This is a genomic window from Virgibacillus carmonensis, from assembly GCF_057836705.1.
In genome coordinates, this window is the sequence record NZ_JBYQFJ010000162.1 from 1 (window position 1) to 702 (window position 702).

Below are 702 nucleotides of genomic sequence, written 5' to 3' on the forward strand. Positions count from 1 at the left end.
TTCTGCATTGATCAAAATAAGGGCCACATGACATCCTATCCTTTGCTCCTTTCATTTCTGCCTATTCATTAGAAAACAATGCATGGGCATCAACTGAATCGCCACACATCATATGAGTAATTTATGTACGATCCGCTTATATTGATTGGACAATAATCACATATTTCAACTAAACATTACAGGGCAATTCGCTGCACCTATTCACAGCCATTAAATAAAATGATGAAGTAAAACATCATTTAAACGAAGGATGATCCTATGGATAAGTATAATTATCATGATTTTTTAGCAATCTGTGGTATTGGTGGTGCACACCCAGGCGGACTGGCACTAACAAAAGAACTTTTAAAAGAGCTGAAATTTGATCAGAACAGCAGAATACTTGATGCTGGATGTGGAACGGGACAAACATCTGCCTATTTGGCAAAAAAATACGGATGCGAAATTACTGCACTCGATCGCCATCCAATTATGTTACAAAAGGCAAAGAAGAGATTTAGCAATGAAAATGCAACCATTCATGTAGTATGTGGTGATGTGGAAGATATACCTTTGGCAGATGAATCATTTGATTTAATCCTGGTTGAGTCTGTTACTGTTTTCACTAATATCCGTAAAACAATTGCTGAATTTGCACGATTATTACGGATTGGAGGGGCTCTATTTGATCTTGAGATGACCGCAGCTACCCCCTTTTCTGAA

1 protein-coding gene is annotated in these 702 nt (G+C 37.6%); it reads left to right on the top strand.

Annotation, left to right across the window (positions count from 1 at the left end; genetic code table 11):
* Nucleotides 1-258: 258 nt before the first annotated feature.
* Nucleotides 259-702 (top strand): class I SAM-dependent methyltransferase (locus AC3G7N_RS21140; protein WP_489424111.1); only part of this gene is annotated, 444 nt, incomplete at its 3' end.